This is a genomic window from Streptomyces sp. NPDC052910 (assembly GCF_055585605.1).
On sequence record NZ_JBVJJR010000003.1, the window covers coordinates 163,017 to 186,212 of the forward strand.

The window sequence follows — 23,196 nt, forward strand, 5'->3', positions numbered from 1 at the left end:
TCGAAGGAACCGCACCTTCCGCCCCGACGGCCCGGCGACGCGCTCCGCGGGGCCGTGGGGGCGGACGCGGCGTCAGGCGACCCCGGCCTCCTTCATCTGCCGCAGCTCCTTCTTGAGCTCGCCCACCTCGTCGCGCAGCCGTGCGGCCACCTCGAACTGGAGCTCCGCGGCGGCCGCCCGCATGCGGTCCGTCATGTCCTCGATGAGCTGCGCGAGTTCCGCCGCCGGCCGGTCGGTCGCGACGGCCGGCTTCGCCTTGCCCCTCTTGCCGCCGCCGGCGGCCGTCGGGACGGGCGCCTTCCCCTTCTTCTCGCCGCCCTTGCCCTTGTCCGCCGGCTGCCGGTAGCCCGAGCCCAGCAGCTCCTGGGTGTCGATCTCCTCGCGGACGATGGTGGCGACGATGTCACCGATCTTCTTCCGCAGCGGCTGCGGGTCGATGCCCCGCTCCTTGTTGTACGCGATCTGCTTGGCGCGGCGCCGGTTGGTCTCGTCGATGGCCTTCTCCATCGCCGGAGTGATCTTGTCGGCGTACATGTGCACCTGGCCGGAGACATTGCGCGCCGCCCGGCCGATGGTCTGGATCAGCGACGTGCCGGAGCGCAGGAAGCCCTCCTTGTCCGCGTCGAGGATCGCCACCAGCGACACCTCGGGCAGGTCGAGGCCCTCCCGCAGCAGGTTGATGCCCACCAGCACGTCGTACTCGCCGGCCCGCAGCTCGCGCAGCAGCTCGACGCGGCGCAGGGTGTCGACGTCGCTGTGCAGGTAGCGCACCTGGATGCCGAGCTCAAGGAAGTAGTCCGTCAGATCCTCGGCCATCTTCTTGGTGAGGGTGGTGACCAGGACCCGCTCGTCCTTCTCGGTGCGCTCGCGGATCTCGTGCACCAGGTCGTCGATCTGGCCCTCGGTCGGCTTGACGACGACCTCCGGGTCGACCAGGCCGGTGGGCCGGATGATCTGCTCGACATAGCCGTCGGACTTCGCCAGCTCGTACTTCCCTGGCGTCGCGGACAGGTACACCGTCTGCCCGATGCGCTCGGTGAACTCCTCCCACTTCAGCGGGCGGTTGTCCATGGCGGACGGCAGCCGGAAGCCGTGCTCGACCAGCGTCCGCTTGCGGGAGGCGTCACCCTCGTACATGGCGCCGATCTGCGGCACCGTGACGTGCGACTCGTCGATGACGAGCAGGAAGTCGTCCGGGAAGAAGTCGAGCAGGGTGTTGGGCGGGGAGCCGGGCTCGCGGTCGTCCATGTGCAGCGAGTAGTTCTCGATGCCGGAGCAGGAGCCGATCTGGCGCATCATCTCGATGTCGTACGTGGTGCGCATGCGCAGCCGCTGGGCCTCCAGCAGCTTGCCCTGCTTCTCCATCCGGGCGAGGGTCTCCTCCAGCTCCGCCTCGATCCCGGCGATGGCCTTCTCCATCCGCTCGGGGCCGGCGACGTAGTGGCTGGCGGGGAAGACGTAGAGCTCCCGGTCGTCCGAGATGACCTCGCCGGTCAGCGGGTGCAGCGTGGACAGCGCCTCGATCTCGTCGCCGAACATCTCGATGCGGACGGCCAGTTCCTCGTAGACCGGGAAGATCTCGATGGTGTCCCCGCGCACCCGGAAAGTGCCCCGGGTGAAGGCCAGGTCGTTGCGGGTGTACTGGATCTCCACGAAGCGGCGGAGCAGGTCGTCCCGGTCGATCTCCTCGCCGACCTTGAGCGGGACCATGCGGTCCACGTACTCCTGGGGCGTGCCCAGGCCGTAGATGCAGGACACGGAGGCCACCACGACCACGTCCCGCCGGGTGAGCAGCGAGTTGGTCGCGGAGTGGCGCAGCCGCTCCACCTCCTCGTTGATCGAGGAGTCCTTCTCGATGTAGGTGTCCGACTGGGGGACGTACGCCTCGGGCTGGTAGTAGTCGTAGTACGAGACGAAGTACTCGACCGCGTTGTTGGGCAGGAGCTCGCGGAACTCGTTGGCGAGCTGGGCCGCGAGCGTCTTGTTGGGCGCCATGACGAGCGTCGGCCGCTGCAGCCTCTCGATCATCCACGCCGTGGTCGCCGACTTGCCGGTACCGGTGGCACCGAGCAGGACGACGTCCTTCTCGCCGGCGCGGATGCGCCGCTCCAGCTCGTCGATGGCCGCCGGCTGGTCACCGCTGGGCTGGAAGGGGCTGACGACCTCGAAAGGCGCCACCTTGCGTTCGATCTGGGAAACGGGCCGCATGGGACCACCGTACGACCTGCCACTGACAATGGCCGGTGTCACCGCCCTCACCTGCGGTTTTCCCAGATGGACCAGAAGTGAGGATCCTGCGGACGATCCGCCGCCCGGCCGTCCTTCCTGCTGCGCGGGGGCGGGGGTATCCGGTACGACTGTCTCCGTACGCCATGGACCGGTCGCCACCCGCGCCCGGCACCCCGGACGCCGCGAGGAGCCCCGATGCGCATCCGCCCAGCCTCCCCCGTGACCCGTACCCTCCTGGGCCTGGCCGTGACCGTCCCGGTCGCGCTGGGCCTCGTCGCACCGGCCGCCGAGGCCACTCCGGACGCCGGTGCCGCGCCGGACTCCGCTGCCACGGAACACGCCCGGGTGCCGCTCACGATCGGCCACCGCGGGGTGCCGGTCCAGGCCCCCGAGAACACCCTCGCCTCCATCGACAGAGCCGCCAAGCTGGGCGTCGGCTGGGTCGAGAACGACGTCCAGCGCACCAAGGACGGCAAACTGGTCGTCATCCACGACACCACCCTCACCCGGACCACCGACGTCAAGAAGCGCTTCCCCGACCGGGCGCCCTGGAAGGTCGGCGATTTCACCCTGGCCGAGATCCGGAAGCTGGACGCGGGCAGTTGGTTCGACCGCCGCTTCGCCGGCGAGCGCGTCCCCACCCTGGAGAGCTACCTCCGGCGCGTCGACCACAACCGCCAGAGACTGCTGCTGGAGGTCAAGGCCCCCGAGCTGTACCCGGGTGTCGAGCGCCAACTGGTGGCGGAGCTCCGCCGCACCGGCTGGCTCGACCGGCGGCACGTCGGCGGCCGGCTGGTGGTCCAGAGCTTCAACGCCGCCTCGCTCAGGACCTTCCACGGCCTGCGCCCCGACGTGAAGACCGGCTTCCTCGGCGCGCCCAAGCCCGCCGAGCTCCGCGACTACGCCAAGTTCGCCGATCAGATCAACCCCGACCACAGCAAGATCAACGCGGCCTGGGTGCGGTCGGTGCACGGCGTCAAGGGCCCGCACGGCCGGCGGCTGGAGGTCTCCGCCTGGACCGTCGACGACCCCGGCCGCGCGGTCGCCCTGGCCCACCTCGGCGTGGACGCGATCATCACCAACGCCCCGCACGTGATCGCGGACGCGCTGGAGAAGGACGCCGAGGGCGACTCCGCCCTCACCCGGGCCGGCCTCCAGGACGCCACCTGACCCGCCCCGCGCGATACGCCGCCCGCGGCCTGGACCGCGGGCGGCATACCTGCGGCGACCTGCGAAAACGACCCGTTGTCAGTGGCACCCCCTAACGTTCCGGGCAGTGAGGGCGGCCAGCCGAGGCCGCCGGGGAAGGGGGCCCTGCCATGTCCGTCACACCGCCCGCGTCCGGCGCGTCCGAGCGCACCTACCTGGAGCTCTCGCAGGAGGGCGGCGGCGCGCACAAGTTCTACGAGGTCACGGTCGCCGGCACCACCGTCACCGTCCGTTACGGCCGGATCGGCGCGCCGGGGCAGGTGCAGACCTCCACCTTTCCCACCGAGGCCAAGGCCCGGGCCGCCGCCGCGAAGAAGGTCGGGGAGAAGGTCCGCAAGGGCTACGCACCGGCCGTGCCGGGCGGACGGGCCGCCCGGCCGGTGACGCGCCGCGAGGTGACCTCGGCCCCGTCGACCGCCCGCGCGGTGGCCCCGGTGCTGTGGCGCTTCCGCACGGGCGCCGCGGCCTTCGGCATCCACGTCGACGAGGAGCGCTGCTGGGTCGGCAACCAGGCCGGCGACGTCTTCACGCTCGGCCACGGCGGCGAGGTCCTCGCCCGCTACCGACTGCCCGACGGCGTCAAGTGCCTGGTGGCGGACGACTTCTGGATCTACGCGGGGTGTGACGACGGGACCGTCTACGACCTGTCGTCCAAGCTGCCCTTCGCGGCCTACGAGATCACCTCGGCCGTCGACATCTTCTGGCTCGACATCCACGAAGGCGTGCTCAACGTCTCCGACAGCGACGGCACGCTCACCGTCATCGACCACGAGGACGAGCACCAGTGGTCCCGGCGGAGCGCCGGACACCACGCCTGGATGGTCCGCCGGGACGAACGCGCCGTCTACCACGGCCACTTCTCAGGAGTGACGGCGTACGCCGCCGACGGCACCGGGCAGTTGTGGCACAGTCCGACCCCCGGCGCGGTCCTCTTCGGCTGGCAGGAGGACCACTCCGTCTACGCGGGCACCGCCCTCCACGTCGTACAGCGGCTCTCCAAGGCCACGGGCGCCGTCGAGGCGACGTACCGGTGCGACGGGGTCGTCTACTCCTGCGCCACCGCCCCCGGCGGGCGGTACGTCTTCGCGGGCGACAACTCCTCGTCCGTCTACTGCTTCGACGCCGACGGCACCCGGTTGTGGAAGCTCGGCACCGGCGGCGGCTCGGCGCTGTCCATGCAGTACCTGGACGAGCGGCTCTACATGGTCACCACCGACGGCTCCCTGGTGTGCGTGGACGCCTCGGACGCGGCGATCGGCGCCGCCCGCTCCGGCACCGTCCCGGTGCCGCGCGACATCAAGTCGGCCGCCGCCCTGCCCACCTACACCCCGGCGACCACCGTGGCCACCATCGACGCCGTCCCGGCGTCGGGCGTCGTCGTCGAGTGCGTCCGGGAAGGCGGACGGCTGCGCGTGCACGTGGTCTCCGAGGGCTTCGAGCCCGCCTGGAACGTCCAGTTCCCGCGCCACATCCGCCGGGCGGGCGCCCGCTACGTCGTCGACTCCCTCACGCCGGCTTCCGGGGGCTTCTACCGCGTCCGGGGCGAGATACGACAGCTCGTCTGACCCGGCGGCGCCCGGGGACGCGGGCGGGGGCGGGCGGTCCGGGTTCCGCGCGGGCGACGGCGGGTGGATCCTGGAGGGGGAGATGGTGCCCATGCGTACGGGAAACGAGCCCCTCACGGCCCGCAGTCCGCTGCGGCTGCGCTGCGGGCTGGCCGTCTTCGGCCTGGTGTTCGCCGGTGCGGGGGCCGCGCTGTTCGCCCTCACCGGCCACCCCGGCTGGGCGGCGGCCTTCGCCGCGCTGGCCCTGGTGACCGTCGCCGATCTGACCGTGGTGATCCACCACATCCGCCAGGGCCCGCACTACCAGCCGGGCCGCGACGTGCCGCCGTACGAGCCGCTCCGGGACGGGAAGCCGCCGGGGCCGCGGCCCTGACCACACCACCGGCCCGCACCGGGCCGACGGCCCGCGTCAGCGGAACGGCCCTCATCGGCGGAATGGCCCTCATCGGCGAAACGGGCCGCACACGGGAAGACGGCCTCCACTGGGAACCGGCCTGCCCGGGAAGACAGCCTGCGCTCACTACCCGGCAGAACGGTCCGGATGAGCCGGCCCGAGGGCCCGGCCTCTCCGCCGCCCAGGCCCGAAGTCGCCGGCGCCGAGCTCCCCCCTTGCGAACCGGCTCTTCCGGCCCGCGCCGGCCCGCGAAAGCAGGACAAGGCCGCGGCCCCTGCCCGCCCGCTCGCCGTCTCCCGGTGAACCCGCGCGCTCAGCCCTTGTCGTCGAAGCGGGCCGCCGCCACGAAGTCCGGCCGCGGGTCGAGCGCCGCGGCGAGCCGGAAGTGGCGTACGGCCTCTTGCGGGCGTCCCGCGCGCACCAGCGTCCGCCCCAGGGCGAAGTGCGCGAACGCGTTGTCCGGCTCGCGCTCCAGCACGTACTGGAACTCCTGCTCGGCCGGGCGCAGCCGGGCGGCGGCGAAGTAGGCGCGGGCCCGCAGCAGGCGGGCCGCGGTGTTCTCCGGATGGGAGGCGATGACCGAGTCCAGCAGCTTGACCGCGCCGCGCGGGTCGCGGGCGTCCAGCAGCCGCTCGGCGGAGCGGAAGTCGATGACGTGCGTCTCGGGTGTCGGCTCGGCCACGGGCACGGTCCTTCCCTGTCGGTAACCCCTCTTCGGCCCCTCGGTGGTTCGTCGACAACCCCTCGACGGCCCCGAAGGACGAGGATGCGGCCCGCACAACGCCGACGCGTCAAGCCCTATTCCCGGCCGCGCCGTCACGCAGTCACGCCGTAATGCCGCCGTGTCACACCGGCGCCCGGGCGCCCCTGCCCGCACGGCTCGCCCTCCCCCAACACGGCTCGCCCCTGCCCGCACGGCTCGCCCTCACCCGCGCCGTTCGGCCGCCCGGGCGCGCAGTCCCGCCCACACCTCGTCCACCCGGGCCTCCAGCTCGGCCACGGGACCGTCGTTGGCGATCACGATGTCGGCCGCGGCGAGCCGCTGCTCGCGCGTCGCCTGGGCGGCCATCCGCGCCCGGGCCTCCTCCGGCGCCATGCCCCGCAGCCGCACCAGCCGGTCCAGCCGCGTGTCCTCGCGGGCGTCCACGACGATCACCACGTCGTACAGCGGGGCGAGGCCGTTCTCGACCAGGAGCGGCACGTCGTGCACGACGACCGCGTCCGCCGCCGCCTCGGCCTCCAGCTCGGCCGACCTGGCGCGCACCAGCGGGTGCACGATGGCGTTCAGCGCGGCCAGCCGTCCGGCGTCGGCGAAGACGACGGCCCCGAGGCGGGGTCGGTCCAGGGAGCCGTCCGGGGCCAGCACCTCCGGCCCGAACTCCGCGACCACCGCGGCCAGTCCGGCCGTTCCCGGCTCCACCACCTCCCGCGCGATCCGGTCCGAGTCGATGACCACCGCTCCGTGCGCGGCCAGCCGCCGCGACACCTCGCTCTTCCCCGCGCCGATACCGCCCGTGAGACCCACCTTCACCATGGGCCCCACGCTATCGGCCGCCGGCTCACCGGCCGCCCTCGCCCTCCCGGTCGGCGAGGAACCGCTCGAACTCCGCGGCCAGTTCGTCGGCGGAGGGCAGTTCCAAAGGCTCCGCGACGAGGCTCCCGCGCGTCTCCGCGCCGGCCACCGCGTCGTACTGGTGCTCCAGCCCGCGGACGAGCGCCACCAGTTCCTCGTCCCCCTCGGCGACCTGCCGCTCGATCTCCTCCTGGGTCCGCAGTGCCTGACTGCGCAGCGTGTGCGCGGCGTTGGGCAGCACCAGGCCGGTGGCGGAGGTGATCGCCTCCAGGGCGACCAGCGCGGCGTCCGGGTAGGGCGACCGGGCGACGTAGTGCGGGACGTGGGCGGCGATGCCCAGGACGTCGTGGCCCGCCTCCGCCAGCCGGTATTCGAGGAGTGCCTCGGCACTGCCGGGCACCTGCGCCTCGTCGAAGTGGCCACGCTGCCCCGGAACCAGCTCGGTGCGGTTGCCGTGCGGGGTGATGCCGACCGGCCGGGTGTGCGGCACGCCCATCGGGATGCCGTGGAAGTTGACCGAAAGCCGTACCTTCAGCCGCTCCACCACCTGCCGTACGGCGGCGGCGAACCGCTCCCACTCCACGTCCGGCTCCGGTCCGGAGAGCAGGAGGAAGGGCGCGCCGGTGGCGTCCTGGACGAGCCGCAGTTCGATCTTCGGGACCTCGTAGTCGCTCCAGTGGTCCCGCCGGAACGTCAGCAGCGGGCGGCGCGCCCGGTAGTCGACGAGCCGGTCGTGGTCGAAGCGGGCCACGACCTGGCTGGGCAACTGGTCGAGCAGCCGCTCGACGATCTGCTCACCGGTCGCGCCGGCGTCGATGTACCCCTCGAAGTGGTAGAGCATGACCAGGCCGGCGGTTTCCTGAGCCAGGGCCAGGTCGGCCACGGCGAGCCCCTTGGGCTCCCATTCGTACAAACCCTGCGGATCCAACACGGTGACCGTTCCTCCTCATGTTCCTTGGGAGGGAACGTCCTTGGGAGCCGCCGCCATTCCCCGCGGCGGCCCCGGGCCCGGAACACGCGTGAGGCCCGCTCCCCCGGAGGGGAACGGGCCTCACGTCAGCCTGCGGTCAACCGCGGCCGGTCAGAGCGTCAGCTCTGGCCGCCGGCCAGCTTCTCGCGGAGGGCGGCCAGCGCCTCGTCCGACGCCAGGGCGCCGGAGTTGTCGGCCGACTCCGAGGAGTACGAACCGCCGGAGACGTTGCCGGTGCCGGAGGCGGCGGCCGGAGCGGCAGCACCCTCGGCAGCGGCCTGCTCGTCGGCCTCGCGGGACTTGATGACCTGCGCCTGGTGCTGCTCGAAGCGCTGCTGCGCCTCGGCGTACTGGCGCTCCCACTCCTCGCGCTGCTTCTCGTAACCCGGCAGCCAGTCGTTGGCCTCGGGGTCGAAGCCCTCGGGGTAGATGTAGTTGCCCTGGTCGTCGTAGGACGCGGCCATGCCGTACAGGGTCGGGTCGAACTCGACCACGGACGGGTCGGCACCGAAGGACTCGTTGGCCTGCTTCAGCGAGAGGCTGATGCGACGACGCTCGAGGTCGATGTCGATGACCTTGACGAAGATCTCGTCGTTGACCTGGACGACCTGCTCCGGGATCTCCACGTGGCGCTCGGCCAGCTCGGAGATGTGGACCAGGCCCTCGATGCCCTCGTCGACGCGGACGAACGCGCCGAACGGAACGAGCTTGGTGACCTTACCCGGGACGACCTGACCGATCTGGTGGGTCCGGGCGAACTGCTGCCACGGGTCTTCCTGGGTGGCCTTGAGCGACAGGGAGACGCGCTCGCGGTCCATGTCGACGTCCAGGACCTCGACCGTGACCTCCTGGCCGACCTCGACGACCTCGGAGGGGTGGTCGATGTGCTTCCAGGACAGCTCGGAGACGTGGACGAGACCGTCGACGCCACCCAGGTCCACGAAGGCACCGAAGTTGACGATGGAGGAGACGACGCCGGAGCGCACCTGACCCTTCTGGAGGGTGGTGAGGAAGGTCTGACGGACCTCGCTCTGGGTCTGCTCCAGCCAGGCGCGGCGGGACAGGACCACGTTGTTGCGGTTCTTGTCCAGCTCGATGATCTTCGCCTCGAGCTCCTTGCCCACGTAGGGCTGGAGGTCGCGGACGCGACGCATCTCGACCAGGGAGGCCGGGAGGAAGCCGCGGAGGCCGATGTCGAGGATGAGACCACCCTTGACGACCTCGATGACGGTACCGGTGACGATCCCGTCCTCTTCCTTGATCTTCTCGATGGTGCCCCAGGCACGCTCGTACTGGGCGCGCTTCTTCGAGAGGATCAGGCGGCCTTCCTTGTCCTCCTTCTGGAGAACGAGGGCCTCGACCTGGTCACCGACGCTGACGACCTCATTGGGGTCGACGTCGTGCTTGATCGAGAGCTCGCGGGAAGGGATGACGCCTTCGGTCTTGTAACCGATGTCGAGCAGGACCTCGTCCCGGTCGACCTTCACGATGACGCCGTCGACGATGTCGCCGTCGTTGAAGTACTTGATCGTCTCGTCGATCGCGGCGAGGAAGGCTTCCTCGTTACCGATGTCGTTGACCGCAACCTGCGGGGTGGTGGCGGTGGTCTCGGTGCTGCTCGTCATGTGGGAAAGGGCTCCGGTACGGACATTGAGTCGTAGGTACTGCCACGCCATGAGCCCGTATATCGCACCGCCGAAGCCGGACAGCTTAGAAGCGCACTCTCCGGATCGCTCCGAAGGCGCCTCGACAACCGAGGGGACATACAACAAGTACGAAAGCGGCCTGCTCGGTCCGAGGCGCGCAGGCTCGCAGCGCAACTTGTAGCATACGGGGGCAGCCGGGCACGGTCAATGCGCGAAGGCGCACACCAGGGACAAAACACCCCAAACCCGGCACAACTCGCGTTGTGGAAGCCCTTTCGGGCCTCCCGGCGGCCGAACACCTTACCTCCGAGCACCCCTCACCCCCACCATCCCGGGATCGCGACCACTCAGATGACGCCAGAAACGTACGAGCCGCGGCAGGACCGCCGGGACCTCCAGGACCTTGAGGGCCTCCAGGACGTCGAGGGCGCGGAGCCCGAGGCGACCCGCCGGAACACCGGCGAGGCCGAGAGCAGCCGGGCCAGCCGGGGCTGGTGGGACACAAACGCCGACGAGTACCAGCGGGAGCACGGCGCGTTCCTCGGCGACGACCGCTTCGTATGGGGTCCGGAAGGGCTGGACGAGGCGGACGCCGGGCTGCTGGGCCCGGCCGCGGACCTGGCCGGCCGGGCCGTCCTGGAGATCGGCGCCGGAGCCGCCCAGTGCTCGCGCTGGCTCGCCGCCCAGGGGGCCCGGCCGGTGGCGCTCGACCTCTCGCACCGGCAGCTCCAGCACGCGTTGCGGATCGGCGGCGGCGTGCCCCTGGTGGAGGCGGACGCCGGCGCGCTGCCGTTCGCGGACGGCTCCTTCGACCTGGCGTGCTCGGCGTACGGCGCGGTGCCGTTCGTGGCCGACCCGGTGCGGGTGATGCGGGAGGTGCGCCGGGTGCTGCGGCCCGGCGGCCGCTGGGTCTTCTCGGTCACCCACCCGATCCGCTGGGCCTTCCCGGACGAGCCGGGCCCCGAGGGCCTCTCCGTCGCGGCCTCCTACTTCGACCGCACCCCGTACGTGGAGCAGGACGAGACGGGCCGTGCCGTCTACGTGGAGCACCACCGGACCCTCGGCGACCGGGTGCGGGACGTGGTGGCGGCCGGCTTCCGGCTGGTGGACCTCGTCGAGCCGGAATGGCCGGAATGGAACACCCATGAGTGGGGCGGCTGGTCCCCGCTGCGCGGGCACCTGATCCCGGGCACGGCGATCTTCGTCTGCGAACGGGACTGAGCAACCCGGCGCCACGCGGCGTCCTGTCCGCGAGCGGCTCCCGCCGCGCGGACCGGCCCGGCCCCCGGGCGGGTCAGCCCCAGAGGACGCCGATCACCCCGACGGTCAGGAACACCAGGGCGTGCACGCCGAGCACCGTCCGCAGCACCCAGCGCGCGTCCACCGGCGTGTCGGCGGCCGGCCCGGCGATCGTGTCCGTGGCCGTCGTGGGAGCGGTGACGGTGACAGCGGTGGCAGCGGTGGCAGCCCGCAAGGTGGCGCCGCCCCCGTCCGCTCCCCCGACCGCCGTGGCCGGCCCGGTCCGAGGGCGGACGGATGCGGGGCCCGGCGCGTTCTCCGCCAGTTGCGCCGCCAGGGCGACGCGTGCGCCGGCGGCGCCGGAGGCCAGGGCCGCGCTGACGTTCTGCACGGCGACGAGGTGGGCCGCGGAGTGGCCGAGCGCCCGGGCGGTCTCGGCCTGGCCGGCGGCGAACATCGCGTTGGCCCCGGTGTTGGAACCGGCCAGGAACCCGCCGACCGCGCCGATCCAGGGGGCGAGGAAGAGGTACGACGAGCCGAGCGAGGCGCAGGCCGCGGCGATTTCCCGGCTCATGCCGGTGACGGTGAGCAGGGTGCCCAGGGCGAGGAAGACGGCCGTCGTCAGGGTCACCTGCCACCAGCGGCCGAAGGCGGCGCGGGCCGCCCCGCCCAGCACCGGCTCGCGGGCGCCCAGCAGCCGGGGGGCGAGGACCGCGGTCAGCGGCAGCCAGCCGGCGGGGCCGGCGACGACCGTCCACCACCCCTCTGTGATTCCGGCCGTCTCCAGGACCGCCCGGCTCACCAGCAGGCCGGCCACCAGGAACGCGTAGGGGGACAGGGCCCGGCCGACGGGCTCGCCGCGTCCGCCGTTCCGCTCGCGCAGCCGGGAGACGAGGAGCAGCGCGGTCATCGTGACGAGCCCGCCCAGGACTCCGGCGGGCGGTACGCCGACGTAGGTGTCGACGGCCCAGACCGTGCCCCAGAGCGCGGTCACGGCGATGGCCAGGTCGCCTGCCGAGGCCAGGGCGCGGCGGGCGCCGAGCGCGACGGTCAGGGCGGCGGCGCCGCAGATGAGGAAGACGGGGGCGGACAGCAGGGCGGAGTCGACGCCGAGCCGCTGGAAGTCGACGTCACCGAGTTCCGCCGCGACCAGACTGCCGGGCGCCAGCGAGCCCCAGGGGACGGTGACCAGCCCGAGCAGGCCGGCGACGGCGGCGCGGGCCGGGGGCAGGCCGAGCCGGCGCAGCAGTGGGATGGCGACGATCACGCCGATGCCGAATCCGGTCAGCGACTCGGCGAAGGGGGTGACGCCCAGCGTCACCAGCAGGACCGCGCGCCCCGGCGAACTGCAGGCGCTGCCGAGCCGTTCGCCCATGCGCGCCTGGGCGCCGGTGCGGGTCATCAGTTCGCTGAGCAGGATGCCGCCGAAGAGGATCGCCGCGAGTTCGACGATGGTGGGCAGCATGCGCTGGGAGGCGTCGCCGAGGTCGGCCAGGGGGGTGCGGAAGGCCGTGGCGGTGAGGGTCAGCGCGGCCGCCAGGGCGGCCAGGGCGGCGTACAGCGCGCGGACCCCCAGGGCCAGGAGTACCAGGGTGACGAGGACGGGCAGGGTGGCGAGAGCGGCGTTCACAAGGCGACCTCTGTGGCCCGGAGTGCTCCGGACCGGCTCTGAACTGCGGAAACACCGTTACGGAGTGTCACTCCGGTTGTTCCGCGCGGGCAGGGGCGAGCAGCATGCACACCGCCCGGAGGGGTGATCAACGGGGTTCCGGATAGTCGGTCACCTTGTGGCCGGAAGGGTGCGGCCGGGGTGCGGATCCGTCCGTTTTCGAGGGGTCGGCGACACTGGTCGGCGTGATCCGTACCGACGTCCTCGACCGGCTCCCCGTCCGCACCGCGCTGCCCGCGCTCGTCTCCGCCCTGGACGGGCAGGGCACCGCCGTGCTCTGCGCGCCGCCCGGAACGGGCAAGACGACGCTGGTCCCGCTGGTGCTGGCGGGGCTGGTGCCGGGTTCGGGACCGGTCCGGCGGGTCCTGGTGGCCGAACCGCGGCGCATCGCCGCCCGGGCGGCGGCCCGGCGCATGGCGTGGCTGCTGGGCGAGGAGCCCGGGGGCCGGGTGGGGTTCACCGTGCGCGGCGAGCGCAAGGCCGGGCCCGGGACCGTCGTGGAGGTGGTCACGACCGGTGTGCTGTTGCAGCGGCTCCAGCGTGACCAGGAGCTCCCCGGCGTCGACGTGGTGGTGCTCGACGAGTGTCACGAGCGGCACCTGGACGCCGACACGGCGGCGGCGTTCCTGCTGGACGTGCGGGCGGCGCTGCGGCCGGAGCTGAGGCTGGTCGCCGCGTCGGCGACGACCGACGCGGCGGGGTGGGCGCGGTTGCTGGGCGACGCGCCGGTGGTCACGGCCGAGGGCGTGTCGCACCCGGTGGAGGTGGTGTGGGCGCCGCCGGAGCGGACGGTCCGGCCGCCGCACGGGACGCGGGTGGACCCCGTTCTGCTGGAGCATGTGGCCGGGGTGGTGCGGCGGGCGCTGCGCGAGCGCACGGGCGACGTGCTGTGCTTCCTGCCCGGCGTCGGCGAGATCGCCCGGGTCGCGGGGCTGCTGGGCGGCCCGGCGCGGCTCGGGGCCGAGGTGCTCCAGGTGCACGGACGGGCCCCGGCCGCGGTGCAGGAGGCGGTCCTGGCCGGCGGGTCGGGGACGCGCCGGGTGGTGCTGGCGACGTCGGTGGCCGAGTCGAGCCTGACCGTGCCGGGCGTCCGCGTGGTGGTGGACTCCGGGCTGGCCCGGGAGCCTCGTACGGACCACGCCCGCGGGCTGAGCGCGCTGACCACCGTCCGGGCGTCCCGGGCGGCCGGCCGGCAGCGGGCGGGGCGTGCGGGGCGGGAGGCGCCGGGGGCCGTCTACCGCTGCTGGGCGGAGGCGGAGGAAACGCGGCTGGCCGCGTTCCCGCAGCCGGAGATCCTGGTCGCCGACCTGGCGGCGTTCGCGCTCCAGGCGGCCTGCTGGGGCGATCCGGAGGCGAACGGGCTGGCGCTGCTGGACCCACCGCCGCCCGGCGCACTCGCCGCCGCGCGCGCCGTGCTGACGGCCACGGGCGCCGTGGACGCGGACGGCCGGCCCACCGCGCGCGGGCACCGGATGGCCCGGCTGGGTGTGCACCCGCGGCTGGCCCGGGCGCTGCTGGACGGCGCGGCGGAGGTGGGGGCGCGGCGCACGGCCGAGATCGTGGCGCTGCTGAGCGAGGAGCCGCCGCGCGAGTACGGCGACGATCTGGCGGCCGCCTGGCGGACCGCGCGCCGGGGCGGTGACGCCTATGCCGCTCGCTGGCGGACGGAGGCGCGGCGGCTGGAGTCGGCCCTGCGCGGTGTCGCCGGGGGGAGGCCCGGGGGCGCCGGGGAGGGGCTCACCGACGACGCCGCCGCGGGTCTGGTCGCGGCGCTGGCGTTTCCCGAGCGGGTGGCGCGGGCGCGCGGCGAGGGCGCGTTCCTGATGGTGTCGGGGACCGGCGCCGTCCTGGGCGACGGTTCGCGGCTGCGCAGCGCGCCCTGGCTGGCGGTGGCCGTGGCCGACCGGCCGGTGGCCTCGGCGTCGGCGCGGGTACGGCTGGGCGCGGTGATCGACGAGGAGACGGCCCGGGCGACCGCCGGGGCCCTGTACGAGGAGGGTGAGGAGGTGGGCTGGTCGGCTGAGCGCGGCGACGTGGTGGCCCGGCGCGTCGCGCGCCTGGGCGCGGTCGAGCTGGCCTCCCGGCCGCTGTCCGACCCCGACCGCGGCCTGCTCCGCGCGGCCCTGCTGGAGGGGCTGCGGTCCGAGGGCGTGGGGCTGCTGCGCTGGAGCCCTGAGGCGGCCGGGCTGCGCGAGCGGCTCGCGTTCCTCCACCGTGAGCTGGGCGCGCCGTGGCCGGACGTCTCCGACGAAGCGCTGCTCGCGGACGTCGAGCCGTGGCTGGGACCGGACCTGGACGCGGCGCGGCGCCGCGCCGACCTGGAGCGGGTGGACGCCCGGGCCGCCCTGGAGCGGCTGCTGCCCTGGGCGGGCGGGGAGGCGGCCCGGCTCGCCGAGCTGGCCCCGGAGCGGATCGAGGTGCCCAGCGGTTCACGGATCCGCGTCGACTACGGCAGCGGGCGGCCCGTGCTGGCCGTCAAGCTCCAAGAGCTGTTCGGCTGGCAGCGGACGCCGACGGTGGCCGGCGGGCGGGTTCCGGTCGTCGTCCACCTGCTGTCCCCGGCCGGGCGGCCGGCGGCGGTGACGGCGGATCTGGCCTCGTTCTGGCGCGACGGCTACCGGGCGGTCCGGGCCGAGCTGCGGGGCCGCTATCCGCGGCACCCCTGGCCGGAGGACCCGTCGACGGCGGAGCCCACCCGGCGGACGAACGCCCGGCGCCGGTAGGGCGCCGGGCGGGCCCGGTCAGGGCAGATAGCGTTCCAGCGCCGCCGCGCCCTTCTCCTCGATGTGCCGCCTGGCGGCCTCCACCCGTTCCGGAGTGACGTCGTGCCCCGAGGCCATGACCAGGTCCTCGGGGTCGAAGGGTCGCTCACTCCCGGTGTAGAGCCGCTGCGGCGCTGATGCCGTGGACGCGTCCTCGGGACTCTCCTTCACGGCGAGCCTCCTCTGCTCCGCGGTCCCCTGTGCCGGGGACCGGCCGTTCGGGTTTCCCTCCATCGTGTGTCACGGAACGGGCGTGCGCACACCGATCTCACCGGAAAAACTTCGGGCACCCCGGAAACACCGGCCTCACGTCCCCCGGAAACGCGCGCACCCGCCGACGGCCGGTACACGCTCGGTACCGGGGTCGGCGGGTGCGCGGCGGCTGTCACGGGCTCAGTGGGCGGCGGACTCCCAGTCGCCGCCGACGCCCACCGACACGTCGAGCGGGGCCCGCAGGGTGACGGCCGCGGCCATCTCCCGGCGGACCAGCTCCTCGACCTTCTCCCGTTCGCCCGGGGCCACCTCCAGCACGATTTCGTCGTGCACCTGGAGCAGCATCCGGGTGGTGAGCTTCTCCTTCGTCAGCGCCTCGGCCACCCGCAGCATGGCGACCTTGACGATGTCGGCGGCGGTGCCCTGGATGGGCGCGTTGAGCGCCATGCGCTCCGCCATCTCCCGCCGCTGGCGGTTGTCGCTGTTGAGGTCCGGCAGGTAGCGGCGGCGGCCGAGCATCGTCTCGGTGTAGCCGGTGGCGCGGGCCTCCTCGACGACCCGGCGCAGGTAGTCGCGGACCCCGCCGAACCGCTCGAAGTAGGTGTCCATCAGGCCGCCCGCCTCGCCCGGGGAGATCCCGAGCTGCTGCGAGAGGCCGAACGCGGACAGCCCGTAGGCCAGCCCGTACGACATGGCCTTGATCTTGCGGCGCATCTCCGGGTCGACCTCGGTCTTGGCGACGCCGAAGACCTGCGAGGCGACCGTGGTGTGCAGGTCCTCGCCGGAGGTGAACGCCTCGATGAGGCCCTCGTCCTCCGACAGGTGGGCCATGACGCGCAGCTCGATCTGGCTGTAGTCGGCCGTCATCAGCGACTCGAAGCCCTCGCCGACCACGAAGCAGCGGCGGATGCGGCTGCCGTCGCCGGTGCGCACCGGGATGTTCTGCAGGTTGGGGTCGGTGGAGGACAGCCGGCCGGTGGCGGCCACCATCTGGTTGAAGGTGGTGTGGATCCGGCCGTCCGCCGCCAGGTTGTTGATCAGGCCGTCGACGGTGGTCTTGAGCTTGGCCCGGTCGCGGTGGCGCAGCAGGACGACCGGCAGCTCGTTCTCCGTCTGGGCGGCGAGCCAGGCCAGCGCGTCGGCGTCGGTGGTGTAACCGGTCTTGATCTTCTTGGTCTTGGGCAGGCCGAGCTCCTCGAAGAGGATCTCCTGGAGCTGCTTGGGCGAGGACAGGTTGAACTCGCGGCCGGCGGCGCGGTGCGCCTCGGCGACGGCTTGCTCGATCTCGCCCAGGTACTCCTCGGACAGCCGCTCCAGGCGGGCCCGGTCGACGGCGATGCCCTCGCGCTCCATGGCGACGAGCAGGTCGCCGACCGGGAGCTCCAGGTCGCGCATGAGCTCCAGCCCGCCCGTCCCGGCGAGCTTCCGCTCGTAGAAGACGCCCAGGTCGAGGACCGCGCGGGCCTCGACCATCAGCTTCTCGGCCGCTTCCTTGTCGGCCGTGCCGTCGAAGTCGAATGCCTGCTGGCCGGCCTCGGCCTTGTCGGGGTCGACACGCGGGAGGGTCCGGCCGAGCTTGTCCTCGACCAGCACCTCCAGCTCGGTGAGCTGGCGCTTGCCCTTGTTGACGCGGACCTTGCCGGCCCGCTTCTGCCGGTGGCGGTTGAGCGGGTCCGTCTCGAAGGGCCGGGACCCCGGCTCGTCCAGGTAGGCGGCGACGGCGGTGTCCATGGTGACGCCCTCGACCCGCCAGCCGCGCTCGGCGAAGACGCGGACGACGCGCTTGCCCATGTGCAGCACCTTGGGGCGGTCCGCGTCGGCCAGCCAGGCGGCGAACGCCCGGTCGTCGTCCTCGGACAGCTCCTGCGGGACGAACCAGCACGCGCGGTCGTCCGGCAGGGCCAGCGCCACCTCGTGGACGTCGCCCGTGCCGAGCTTCCAGTCGTAGCCGGCGACCACGGCGGCCGGGACGTCCGCCGGGATGTCGGCCAGCCACGCGGCCAGCTCGCCCTGGCCCAGCATCCGGCCGTCCAGCTCGATCTCCGACTCCTCGGCCGCCTCCTCGACGACCGCGGCCGGGTCCGTGCCCCACAGCCGGTCGCGCAGGCTCCGGTTGCGGATCTCCAGGCGGTCCAGCAGCCCGCCGAGCGCGGTGAGGTCGTACCCCTCCCGCACCAGCCCCTCCGGGCCCGTCGACAGCTCGACGTCCCGCACCATCTCGGTCAGGCGGCGGTTGAGCTTGACCGCCTCCAGGTGGTCCCGCAGGTTCTGCCCGGCCTTGCCCTTGACCTCGTCGACCCGCTCCACCAGCTCGGCGAACGAACCGAACTGGTTGATCCACTTCGCGGCGGTCTTCTCCCCGACGCCCGGGATGCCCGGCAGGTTGTCCGACGGGTCGCCGCGCAGCGCCGCGAAGTCCGGGTACTGGGCGGGCGAGAGGCCGTACTTCTCCTGGACCTTCTCCGGCGTGAAGCGGGTCAGCTCCGAGACGCCCTTGGTCGGGTACAGCACCGTGACGGCGTCGCTGACCAACTGGAACGCGTCCCGGTCGCCGGTGACGATCGACACCTCGAAGCCCTGGGCCTCGGCCTGGGTCGCCAGGGTGGCGATGACGTCGTCGGCCTCGAACCCGTCGACGGCGAACCGCGGCACCCGCATGTGGTCCAGCAGCTCGCCGATCAGCTCCACCTGCCCCTTGAACTCGTCCGGGGTCTTGGACCGGGTCGCCTTGTACTCCGCGAACTCCTCGGAACGCCACGTCTTGCGCGACACGTCGAACGCCACCGCGAAGTGCGTGGGGCTCTCGTCACGCAGGGTGTTCGCGAGCATCGACGCGAAGCCGTACACCGCGTTCGTCGGCTGGCCGCCGGAGGTCGTGAAGTTCTCCGCGGGCAGCGCGAAGAACGCCCGGTACGCCATGGAGTGCCCGTCCATCAGGAGCAGACGGGGACGGCCTCCCGCACCTCCTCCCACGGCCTCGGGGCCGGTCGGCTCGGTCGCGTCGGACGGTGATTTCGATGCCTTTGCTGCCACGCCCCCGATCCTGCCACGACCCACTGACAATCCCCGCCACACCGCCGCCGCCCCGGCTGTCCGACCCCCGTGACAGGATCGTCACCGGCAGCACTCCACGCGAACCGCCTCACCGCTCAGGGGGAACGAGATGGCAGGCAAACCACCGACCGGCGACCCCGTCCAGGACGCTCCCGAGGTCACCGCGCCGCAGCACGCGGCGGCGGGCCTGACCGCCATCGGGCACTCGCTGCGCGCCGCCCAGCGGCAGATGGGCGTCCGGCGCACCGCGCTCACCCTGCTCAGGGTCAACCAGAAGGACGGCTTCGACTGTCCCGGCTGCGCCTGGCCCGAGCCGGAGCACCGGCACACCGCGGAGTTCTGCGAGAACGGCGCCAAGGCCGTCGCCGAGGAGGCCACGCTCCGCCGGGTCACCCCCGCCTTCTTCGCCGCCCACCCGGTCGGGGACCTCGCCGGCCGCAGCGGCTACTGGCTCGGCCAGCAGGGCCGTCTCACCCACCCGATGTACCTCGCGGAGGGGGCGGACCGCTACGAGCCGGTCACCTGGGAGCGGGCCTTCGGCATCATCGCCGACGAGCTGCGCGCCCTGGACTCGCCCGACGAGGCCGTCTTCTACACCTCGGGACGCACCAGCAACGAGGCCGCGTTCCTGTACCAGTTGTTCGCCCGCGAGTTCGGCACCAACAACCTGCCCGACTGCTCGAACATGTGCCACGAGTCCTCCGGCTCGGCCCTCACCGACACCCTCGGCGTCGGCAAGGGCAGCGTCCTGCTGGAGGACCTCTACAAGGCCGACCTGATCATCGTCGCCGGGCAGAACCCGGGCACCAACCATCCCCGGATGCTCTCCGCCCTGGAGAAGGCCAAGCGCGGCGGCACCAGGATCATGACCGTCAACCCGCTGCCCGAGGCGGGCCTCGAACGGTTCAAGAACCCGCAGAACGCGCGCGGCCTCGCCGGTGCCGGCACCCCGCTCACCGACCTCTTCCTCAAGATCCGGCTCGGTGGCGACCAGGCCCTCTTCCGCCTCCTCAACCGGCTGGTCCTGGAGACCGAGGGCGCCGTCGACGAGGACTTCGTCCGCGAGCACACCCACGGCTACGAGGAGTTCGCCGCCCTCGCCCGCACCGCGGACTGGGACGAGACCCTGCGCGCCACCGGTCTGGCGCGGGAGGAGATCCTGGCGGCCCTGCGCATGGTCCTCGACTCCGAGCGCACCGTCGTCTGCTGGGCCATGGGCCTCACCCAGCACAAGCACGCCGTCGTCACCATCAAGGAGATCGTCAACCTCCTGCTGCTGCGCGGCGCGATCGGCCGCCCCGGCGCCGGCGTCTGCCCCGTCCGCGGCCACAGCAACGTCCAGGGCGACCGCACCATGGGCATCTTCGAGCGGCCCGCGCCCGCCTTCCTCGACGCCCTGGAGAAGGAGTTCGGCTTCGCCCCGCCCCGCGAGCACGGCCTGGACGTGGTCCGGGCCATCCGGGCGCTCCGCGACGGGCGGGCCAAGGTCTTCCTCGCCATGGGCGGCAACTTCGTCTCCGCCACTCCCGACACCGACGTCACGGAAGCGGCCGTCCGCCGCGCCCGCCTCACCGTTCACGTCTCCACCAAGCTCAACCGCTCACACGTGATCACCGGGGCGCGGGCCCTCATCCTGCCCACCCTCGGCCGCACCGAACGCGACCGGCAGCGCGGCGGCGACCAGTTCGTCACCGTCGAGGACTCCATGGGCATGGTTCACGCCTCGCGCGGCCGGCTCGACCCCGCGAGCCCGCACCTGCTCTCCGAGCCCGCCATCGTCTGCCGGCTGGCCCGCGCCGTCCTCGGCACCGGCTCCGCCACGCCCTGGGAGCGCTTCGAGGAGGACTACGGCGCCATCCGCGACCGCATCGCCCGCGTGATCCCCGGCTTCGAGGACTTCAACGCCCGCGTCGCGCACCCCGGCGGCTTCACCCTCCCCCACGCGCCCCGCGACTCCCGCACCTTCCCCACCACCACCGGCAAGGCCAACTTCACCGCGGCGCCCGTCGAGTTCCCGCACGTCCCGGAGGGCCGTCTGCTCCTCCAGACCATCCGCTCGCACGACCAGTACAACACCACCATCTACGGCCTCGACGACCGCTACCGCGGCATCAAGAACGGCCGCCGCGTCGTCCTCCTCCACCCCGACGACGCCCGCGACCACGGGCTCGCCGACGGCGCGTACGCCGACCTCGTCGGCGAATGGACGGACGGCACCGAACGGCGCGCCTCCGGCTTCCGCGTCGTCCACTACCCGACGGCGCGCGGCTGTGCCGCCGCCTACTACCCGGAGACCAACGTCCTGGTCCCGCTCGACCACACCGCGGACCAGAGCAATACGCCCGCGAGCAAGTCGGTCGTCATCCGGCTCGAACCCACCGACCGCCCCGCCGACACCACCTGATAACAAACGTCTACGCGTTACTTCAGGTACCTCGCGTACCTGCTGCCACGCGCACCTCACGTACATCAAGAGCACCAGGGGAGCCGAGAAGCATGGGCGAACAGAGCCGGACCGTCTTTCCGCAGGAGATCCTCGACAGTTGGGCCGACAGCGGCCTGGACCTGCCCGCCCTCTTCTCGGCGGGCCACCTCGGCGAGCGCATGAGCGTCCGCGTCGTCGAGGCCTCCCCCGACCGCGTCGTCGGCACCATGCCGGTCGAGGGCAACACCCAGCCCTACGGGCTGCTCCACGGCGGCGCCTCCGCCGTCCTCGCCGAGACGCTCGGCTCGGTCGGCGCCATGCTGCACGGCGGCCCCACGCGGATCGCCGTCGGCGTCGACCTCAACTGCACCCACCACCGCGGGCTCCGCTCCGGTCTCGTCACCGGTGTCGCCACCCCCGTGCACCGCGGGCGCACCAGCGCCACCTACGAGATCGCCATCACCGACGAGCAGGGCAGGCGCGTCTGCTCCGCCCGCCTCACCTGCGTCATCCGCGACAACCCGCAGCCGACCGCCTGACAACTCCCCGGCCGTGGAGGGCCGTTGCGCCTTCCACGGCCGGCCGGTGAGCCCGGGGCGATCGATCCGGATCCGCGTTTGCGGAATGTGATCTCCGTCATAACAAGAGAGTCACATCCTGGACGACACCTCTGCCCCACGCTGTCGCCCAGCCCTTACAGTCACGGCCATCCACCACCCCGCCGGGCGGTCCGCACCCGTTCCCACCCTCCGCCGTTGCCCGGCGAGCGATACGGCGCCTGCACCCCGGCAGGCCGCCGCGCCAGGGAAAGGACTGACCGTGCGACACCGTCCCTTGCTCCTGCTCACCACCGCACTCACCGCCGGGGCCCTCACGCTGAGCGCCTGCGGATCACGCGACGACGACAAAGGGGGCGACAACGGCGACAAAGGCGGCCGGAAGACCACCGTCGTGATCGGTCTCGACGCCCCCCTGACCGGCGACCTCTCCGCTCTCGGCCAGGGCATCAAGAACTCCGCCCACCTCGCCGTCACCAACGCCAACAAGAACAGCGAAGTCCCCGGCGTCACCTTCGAACTGTCCGCCCTGGACGACCAGGCCCAGCCCACCTCCGGACAGCAGAACGCCACCAAACTCGCCGGCGACAAGAAGGTGGTCGGTGTCGTCGGCCCGCTGAACTCCAGCGTCGCCCAGTCCATGCAGCAGGTGGCACAGTCCAACACCCTGGCCCTGATATCCCCGGCCAACACCACCCCCGACCTCACCCAGGGCAAGGACTGGAAGCAGGACAAGCGCAAGCGCCAGTTCAGCACCTATTTCCGTACCGCCACCACGGACGAGGTTCAGGGCGCCTTCGGCGGCGCATACGCCCACGACCGCATCAAGGCCAAGACCGCCTACGTCATCGACGACCAGAAGACCTACGGCGTCGGCCTCGCGGCCGCCTTCTCCACCCAGTTCACAAGCCTCGGCGGAAAGATCGCCGGCACCGAGCACGTCAACCCCGAGGACCGCGACTTCAAGGCCATCGTCTCCAAGGCCAAGAGCTCCGGCGCCGACCTCGTCTTCTACGGCGGCGAATACCCGGCCGCCGCCCCCCTGAGCCAGCAGCTCAAGGAGAGCGGAGTCAAGGCCCCGCTCATGGGCGGCGACGGCATGTACAGCGCCGACTACATCAAACTCAACAAGAAATCCGCCGGCGACTACGCGACCTCCGTCGGCAAACCCGTCGAACAGCTCGATTCCGCCAAGAAGTTCATCGACGACTACAAAGCCGCGGGCTACAAGGACCGCTACGAGGCCTACGGCGGCTCCACCTACGACGCCACCTGGGCCATCATCCAGGCCGTCAAGGCCGTCGTCGCCGACAACGGCGGCAAACTTCCGGACGGCGCGCGTGCCAAGGTCGTCGAGGCCCTCGGCAAGGTCAAGTTCGACGGGGTCACCGGAACCGTCTCCTTCGACAAGTACGGCGACACCACCAACACCATGATCACCGCCTACCAGGTCGAGGGGAACGCCTGGAAGGCACGCCACAGCGCCGAGTTCAAACGCTGACCCACGGGCGCGCCCTCGACGGCCCTTGAGACGGCCCCGATCGGACTCCGCGACCGGTAACGGCCCTTGCCGGCTCCCGCCTGCTCCCGCCGAAACGATTCCCCTCACGGCCCTCACCCGCCCATGGGCGCCCACCACCCGGCGCGGCCCCACCGGCCCGCGCCGGCCGCCCGCGACCCCCTTCCCCCGC

At 72.6% G+C, this 23,196-nt stretch carries 16 protein-coding genes; 8 read left to right on the forward strand and 8 right to left on the reverse strand.

The genetic code is table 11. The annotated features are described in order from the left end of the window. Positions 1-72: 72 nt before the first annotated feature. Positions 73-2,208 (reverse strand): excinuclease ABC subunit UvrB, encoded by a 2,136-nt coding sequence (uvrB, locus tag ACZ6X9_RS11740; protein ID WP_469777822.1) that lies wholly within the window; start codon positions 2,206-2,208, stop codon positions 73-75. Positions 2,209-2,424: 216 nt separating this feature from the next. On the opposite strand from uvrB, the gene ACZ6X9_RS11745 reads away from it, so the two are divergent. The 3 genes from ACZ6X9_RS11745 (at position 2,425) to ACZ6X9_RS11755 (ending at position 5,376) form a co-directional block, all read left to right on the forward strand. Next, positions 2,425-3,399, forward strand: a complete 975-nt coding sequence (locus ACZ6X9_RS11745) for a glycerophosphodiester phosphodiesterase (RefSeq protein ID WP_469777823.1) — start codon at positions 2,425-2,427, stop codon at positions 3,397-3,399. A 149-nt stretch (positions 3,400-3,548) separates the two neighbouring features. Continuing rightward, positions 3,549-5,003: a WGR domain-containing protein gene (locus ACZ6X9_RS11750; protein ID WP_469777824.1), complete on the forward strand. Its 1,455-nt coding sequence runs from the start codon at positions 3,549-3,551 to the stop codon at positions 5,001-5,003. A 91-nt stretch (positions 5,004-5,094) separates the two neighbouring features. Next, positions 5,095-5,376, forward strand: coding sequence for a DUF6343 family protein (locus ACZ6X9_RS11755; RefSeq protein ID WP_469777825.1), 282 nt, complete (start codon positions 5,095-5,097; stop codon positions 5,374-5,376). A 334-nt stretch (positions 5,377-5,710) separates the two neighbouring features. Here the strand turns inward: ACZ6X9_RS11755 and ACZ6X9_RS11760 are convergent, their stop codons facing one another. From ACZ6X9_RS11760 to rpsA, 4 genes are all read right to left on the reverse strand, one after another. After that, complete coding sequence (locus ACZ6X9_RS11760; protein WP_469777826.1) at positions 5,711-6,079, reverse strand: tetratricopeptide repeat protein; 369 nt, start codon at positions 6,077-6,079, stop codon at positions 5,711-5,713. Between the two features lie 243 nt (positions 6,080-6,322). Next, positions 6,323-6,931 carry a dephospho-CoA kinase gene (gene coaE / locus ACZ6X9_RS11765; RefSeq protein WP_469777827.1) on the reverse strand — a complete coding sequence of 203 codons (609 nt, stop codon included), beginning with the start codon at positions 6,929-6,931 and terminating at the stop codon, positions 6,323-6,325. Positions 6,932-6,956: 25 nt separating this feature from the next. Beyond that, on the reverse strand, positions 6,957-7,901 hold the full coding sequence (locus ACZ6X9_RS11770; RefSeq protein ID WP_469777828.1) for a PAC2 family protein: 945 nt from the start codon (positions 7,899-7,901) through the stop codon (positions 6,957-6,959). A gap of 158 nt (positions 7,902-8,059) precedes the next feature. After that, complete coding sequence (gene rpsA, locus ACZ6X9_RS11775) at positions 8,060-9,565, reverse strand: 30S ribosomal protein S1 (protein WP_469777829.1); 1,506 nt, start codon at positions 9,563-9,565, stop codon at positions 8,060-8,062. Between the two features lie 372 nt (positions 9,566-9,937). Here rpsA and ACZ6X9_RS11780 point away from each other — a divergent pair, with 372 nt between their 5' ends. Next, positions 9,938-10,807, forward strand: a complete 870-nt coding sequence (locus ACZ6X9_RS11780; RefSeq protein WP_469777830.1) for a class I SAM-dependent methyltransferase — start codon at positions 9,938-9,940, stop codon at positions 10,805-10,807. Positions 10,808-10,880: 73 nt separating this feature from the next. Here the strand turns inward: ACZ6X9_RS11780 and ACZ6X9_RS11785 are convergent, their stop codons facing one another. Continuing rightward, complete coding sequence (locus ACZ6X9_RS11785) at positions 10,881-12,455, reverse strand: L-lactate permease (RefSeq protein WP_469777831.1); 1,575 nt, start codon at positions 12,453-12,455, stop codon at positions 10,881-10,883. A gap of 224 nt (positions 12,456-12,679) precedes the next feature. Between ACZ6X9_RS11785 and hrpB the strand changes: the two genes are divergently transcribed. Beyond that, positions 12,680-15,217 (forward strand): ATP-dependent helicase HrpB, encoded by a 2,538-nt coding sequence (gene hrpB / locus ACZ6X9_RS11790; protein WP_469777832.1) that lies wholly within the window; start codon positions 12,680-12,682, stop codon positions 15,215-15,217. Positions 15,218-15,235: 18 nt separating this feature from the next. Here hrpB and ACZ6X9_RS11795 read toward each other — a convergent pair whose 3' ends face one another. Beyond that, complete coding sequence (locus ACZ6X9_RS11795; protein ID WP_004953055.1) at positions 15,236-15,427, reverse strand: hypothetical protein; 192 nt, start codon at positions 15,425-15,427, stop codon at positions 15,236-15,238. Positions 15,428-15,649: 222 nt separating this feature from the next. Beyond that, positions 15,650-18,502, reverse strand: a complete 2,853-nt coding sequence (gene polA, locus ACZ6X9_RS11800) for a DNA polymerase I (RefSeq protein WP_469777833.1) — start codon at positions 18,500-18,502, stop codon at positions 15,650-15,652. Between the two features lie 130 nt (positions 18,503-18,632). Here polA and ACZ6X9_RS11805 point away from each other — a divergent pair, with 130 nt between their 5' ends. The 3 genes from ACZ6X9_RS11805 to ACZ6X9_RS11815 all read left to right on the forward strand — a co-directional run bounded on the left by ACZ6X9_RS11805 (position 18,633) and on the right by ACZ6X9_RS11815 (position 23,006). Then, positions 18,633-20,927 carry an FdhF/YdeP family oxidoreductase gene (locus ACZ6X9_RS11805; protein WP_469777834.1) on the forward strand — a complete coding sequence of 765 codons (2,295 nt, stop codon included), beginning with the start codon at positions 18,633-18,635 and terminating at the stop codon, positions 20,925-20,927. Between the two features lie 92 nt (positions 20,928-21,019). Continuing rightward, positions 21,020-21,487, forward strand: coding sequence for a PaaI family thioesterase (locus ACZ6X9_RS11810; protein WP_469777835.1), 468 nt, complete (start codon positions 21,020-21,022; stop codon positions 21,485-21,487). A 295-nt stretch (positions 21,488-21,782) separates the two neighbouring features. Continuing rightward, a complete protein-coding gene (locus tag ACZ6X9_RS11815; RefSeq protein ID WP_469778631.1) occupies positions 21,783-23,006 on the forward strand; it encodes a branched-chain amino acid ABC transporter substrate-binding protein in 1,224 nt (407 codons plus the stop codon). Positions 23,007-23,196 lie beyond the last annotated feature (190 nt).